A 4,584-nucleotide genomic window follows, 5' to 3' on the forward strand; every position below is an offset into this window, starting at 1 on the left:
CGCGAAAGTGGCCACCGCAAAAGATGTGCAAGACGGCCGCCTGTACGTTGAAGTGGCGAACAGCATTTGGCGCAACGAGCTGTATTACATGAAACCGGATATTATCGTAAAGATTAACAAAAAATTAGGACAAAATCTCATTCATGATATCCAATTAGTATGACGAGGTTATAGATGCCCACCAAAACCAAGCAAAAGTCGGCAAAAATCACAAAAGCGAGTAACGGCAAAGCGAAGGCTCAAGCGAATCCTCCCCGGGCAAAATCGGCCGCGCCGCTCGCCGCTTCTACGGCGCCTGCGAATGACAAAGCGACCAAGGCGGCCGAAGCCAAGCTCGCGTTGAAGTCAAAGGACAACAAGACGAAACCAATTCAGGAAAAAAACATGAAAAAAGCTGAAGTGCTGGAATACCAGGACGAGAAACAGGAAAAAGGCAACGGCGCCCCGCAAGATCTGGAAGCGCTGGCAAAAGCCAGCGGTGAAAAGTATACCTCTGATGCCATTACCGTGCTCAAGGGCCTGGAGGCGGTGAGAATGCGGCCCGCGATGTACATCGGCGATACTTCCGTGAAAGGCCTGCACCATCTTGTTTATGAGGTGATCGACAATTCCGTGGATGAAGCACTGGCCGGCTATTGCGACACCATCGATGTTACCATGAACAAGGACGGCAGCGTTACGGTGGAAGATAACGGCCGCGGCATCCCGGTGGATACGCACAAAGACATGAAAAAGTCCGCGCTGGAAGTCGTCATGACTGTGTTGCACGCCGGCGGCAAGTTCGATAAAAAATCTTATAAAGTTTCCGGCGGTTTGCACGGCGTGGGTGTTTCCGTTGTTAATGCGCTGTCAGAGTGGCTCGAAGCGTATGTTGCGCGCGACGGCAATTTGTATTACCAAAAATACGAGCGCGGCAATCCGGTGGCCGACGTCAAAATCGTTGGCAAGCGCAAAACCACGGGCACGAAGGTGATTTTTTCGCCGGATCCCGAGATTTTCGGCAAGCGCAAATTTACGTTCGATATTCTCGCGGAACGTGTGCGCGAGCTGGCGTTCTTGAACAAGAACCTTCGCCTGTCGATCAGCGACGAAAACACCGGGAGATCGCATAAGTTTCAGTTCAAGGGCGGTATCTCCGAATTCGTAAAATATATTGATGAAGCGCGCGAGCCGATCATGAACAAGCCGATCTATCTCGAAGGCGAGCGCGAAGGCGTTCCCATCGAAGTCGCGCTGCAATACAACGACGGCTATAACGAGAACATTTTCACCTACGTCAACAACATTCACACCATCGAAGGCGGCACGCACATGGTCGGCTTCAAGGCGGCGTTGACCAAAACGATCAACACCTATGCGACCAAAAACAATCTGCTCAAAGATAAAGATAACTTTCAAATCACCGGCGATGATGTGCGTGAAGGTTTGACCGCCGTGGTCAGTATCAAAGTCACAGAGCCGCAATTCGAAGGGCAAACCAAGACCAAGCTGGGTAATAGCGATATTCGCGGCATCGTCGAATCGTTTTGCAATGAGGGCTTGGCGGCGTTCTTCGAAGAAAATCCCTCGGTGGCGCGCAAGATTGTCGAGAAAGGCAAGCTGGCGGCGCAATCGCGCGAGGCGGCACGCAAGGCGCGCGAGCTGACCCGGCGCAAATCCGCGCTCGACGGCGGCGGCCTGCCCGGCAAACTCGCGGATTGCTCGATTACCGACCCCGAGCATTGTGAAATTTACATTGTCGAAGGCGATTCCGCCGGCGGCTCGGCGAAGCAAGGCCGCGACCGGCGTTTTCAGGCGATTCTGCCGATCAAAGGCAAAATTCTAAACGTCGAAAAAGCGCGCCTCGACAAGATTCTTTCAAATGAAGAAATTCGCACGCTGGTCACAGCGCTGGGCACCGGCATCGGCAGCGACGATTTTGACCCAGAACGGCTGCGCTACGGCCGCGTCATCATCATGACTGACGCCGACGTTGACGGCTCGCACATTCGCACGCTGCTGCTCACGTTTTTCTTCCGCTATATGAAACAACTCATCGAGCAGAGCCGAATCTACATCGCGCAGCCGCCGCTTTACCGCATCTGGAAAGGCAAGGAAGAATTCTATTGCTATGACGACGACGAGAAAGATGCGGCGCTGAAACGCTTCGACAACAAGGATAACGTCAACGTGCAGCGCTACAAGGGCCTCGGTGAAATGAATCCCGAACAATTGTGGAAAACCACCATGGATCCCGAGCAGCGCGCCATGAAGCTGGTCACCATCGAAGAGGCCTATCAGGCCGACGTGCTGTTTTCGACGCTGATGGGCGACAAAGTCGAGCCGCGCCGGAAGTTCATCGAGGAGAATGCGAAGTATGTGAGGAATTTGGATGTGTGAGGGGACTTGTTAATTCGCCGAGGCCAATGCCTGAACTATCCAGGTTTTTATGTTTCATGAAATTTATTCTGTGACGGCTTTTAAAGTGATAGCACCGTATCCGCTTCAAATCTGTTTTAATGACCATAGCGTAAGAAGCATCGATTTTAGACCCATGTTGCGCGGTGAATTATATGGTCCGCTCCGCAGCCTGGAATTTTTTAATCAAGTTCGCCTTGATCGCGAAACCGGCACGCTGGTATGGCCTAACGGCGCTGATTTCGACCCCACGACGCTTCATGATTGGGATAAAGTGGGCGAAGCCATGATCACGATGGCTCGTTCCTGGCCGGAGCCGTTGTTGGATGGCGTCAACGAGGCAAATGAAACGGCAATACATGAAAAAAATAGCATGGCGCTTTAAAGTAGCTGTGTGATACTGATGGCCGGCCCCAATGATGATCAACCCCATCGTTCACATTGAAATTGCCGGGCAAGACGGCGAAAAGCTGGAAGATTTCTATTCCCGGTTGTTTGGTTGGTCGATCGTGCGGCGCATCGTCGGCCCCGGATTTCCCTACGGCCAAATCGATACCATAGCCAAGAGCGCGAGTGTGACCGGCGGCATTCGCCACGAGCCGGAAGGCAAGGCCGAGCTGGTTTTCTATGTCGAAGTCGATGATCTTCCTGCTGCGCTGGCGCAAGCGCAGGAACTGGGCGCGACGGTGCGCATTCCAATCATAACCACGCCGGATTTGACCTTTGCGATGATCACCGATCCCGAAGGCAATCCAGTGGGGATGATTCAAAAGAAGGAATAGATTGACGAAATGAATACCAATCCCTTGTCCTCTCTCAAAGTCGATCGCACTGCCCTCGCCGTTGCCTCATTGACCGAAGAGTCTGATGAAAAGTCCTACTGGCGCTCACGCACGCCGGCCGAGCGCCTGCAACACCTTGAGCTTTTACGCCGGATAAATTATGGAACTGCGGCTACCGCTCGACTTCAAAGAGTTCTTGAGTTTGCTCAACGCGAAAAAAGTTGAACTTACTGAAACAGCTTTCCACGGGTCTACGCACAAACTAATCTTTCCTAACAGTTATGGTTTCGGTGCAGAGAATACTTTACATGTGATTGTATTGAAGGACCTAATAGAAGAATTTAAGAAAGCAGCGTAGGGCAAGAATATTTGATTTTGTTCAACGCTACCAATTTGGAAAACTCATAACCATCACCTACCGAAACATCTATGGACATCAAACGCGACAAAATCATCCCGGTTTATCTCGATTATTCCATGTCCGTCGTCGTGGCGCGCGCTGTTCAACGATGCGAAACCGGTGCATCGTCGTGTGCCGAGTAATGGAACGATTTTTCAGTTGAGCATCATTCAGCGAGTTGCGCATGGATATCGCAACAATTCAAGAACGTGTGAGAGCAGGAAATTACCTTGTCAACCAAACCGACCCCAGTTTGCGGCCAACATCACCTTCCCAAAGAATGGCGGCCGACGGCCTTCGAGTACAATGATGAAGGCATCTCGGTCCGCGTTCCCAATGTTTATGCCTGGGTATGTCCGGTTGATGGCGAGGCTTCTTATATCCCTGAAACGACGGACGAGCTTATACTCACGGTACGGGAGCTGATTGAGACGGCCAAGCGTGCGAAAGCGCGCCGCTCTGCTTTTACGGAGTATATGGTTGCAGTTCAGTGAACAGGTAATCGGATGTATAAAAATCTAATCATCATCAAGGAACTATGGACCTCAAACGCGACAAAATCATCCCAGTTTATCTCGAGGAAGAGATCAAGGATTCTTATCTCGATTATTCCATGTCCGTCATCGTGGCGCGTGCGCTGCCCGATGTGCGGGACGGTTTGAAGCCCGTGCATCGCCGTGTGCTTTACGGCATGCACGAGTTGAGCCTGCGCCCGAATGCGGCTTACAAAAAGTCCGCGCGCGTGGTTGGCGAAGTGCTGGGTAAATATCACCCGCACGGCGATTTGGCGGTTTATGACACCATCGTGCGCATGGCGCAGGATTTCTCGCTGCGCTATCCGCTGGTGGACGGCCAAGGCAACTTCGGCTCGGTGGACGGCGACTCGCCGGCGGCCATGCGTTACACCGAAGTCCGCCTCACGCACATTGCCGAAGAAGTGCTGCGCGATCTCGAAAAAGACACAGTGGCCTGGAACACCAATTTCGACGACACGCTCAAAGAGCC

7 protein-coding genes are annotated in these 4,584 nt (G+C 52.3%); all 7 read left to right on the forward strand.

Annotation, left to right across the window (positions count from 1 at the left end):
• Nucleotides 1-163: DUF721 domain-containing protein (locus FBQ85_26915; protein MDL1878766.1), on the forward strand; the 163-nt coding region annotated here is incomplete at its 5' end.
• A 221-nt stretch (nt 164-384) separates the two neighbouring features.
• Nucleotides 385-2,379, forward strand: a complete 1,995-nt coding sequence (gyrB, locus tag FBQ85_26920; protein ID MDL1878767.1) for a DNA topoisomerase (ATP-hydrolyzing) subunit B — start codon at nt 385-387, stop codon at nt 2,377-2,379.
• Nucleotides 2,380-2,428: 49 nt separating this feature from the next.
• Nucleotides 2,429-2,782 (forward strand): DUF2442 domain-containing protein, encoded by a 354-nt coding sequence (locus FBQ85_26925; protein ID MDL1878768.1) that lies wholly within the window; start codon nt 2,429-2,431, stop codon nt 2,780-2,782.
• Nucleotides 2,783-2,813: 31 nt separating this feature from the next.
• Nucleotides 2,814-3,179, forward strand: coding sequence for a glyoxalase (locus FBQ85_26930; protein ID MDL1878769.1), 366 nt, complete (start codon nt 2,814-2,816; stop codon nt 3,177-3,179).
• Nucleotides 3,180-3,188: 9 nt separating this feature from the next.
• Complete coding sequence (locus FBQ85_26935) at nt 3,189-3,404, forward strand: hypothetical protein (GenBank protein MDL1878770.1); 216 nt, start codon at nt 3,189-3,191, stop codon at nt 3,402-3,404.
• A 405-nt stretch (nt 3,405-3,809) separates the two neighbouring features.
• On the forward strand, nt 3,810-4,073 hold the full coding sequence (locus FBQ85_26940; protein MDL1878771.1) for a hypothetical protein: 264 nt from the start codon (nt 3,810-3,812) through the stop codon (nt 4,071-4,073).
• Between the two features lie 44 nt (nt 4,074-4,117).
• Nucleotides 4,118-4,584 (forward strand): DNA gyrase subunit A (locus FBQ85_26945; GenBank protein MDL1878772.1); only part of this gene is annotated, 467 nt, incomplete at its 3' end.

This window comes from Cytophagia bacterium CHB2 (genome assembly GCA_030263535.1).
GTDB lineage: Bacteria > Zhuqueibacterota > Zhuqueibacteria > Zhuqueibacterales > Zhuqueibacteraceae > Coneutiohabitans.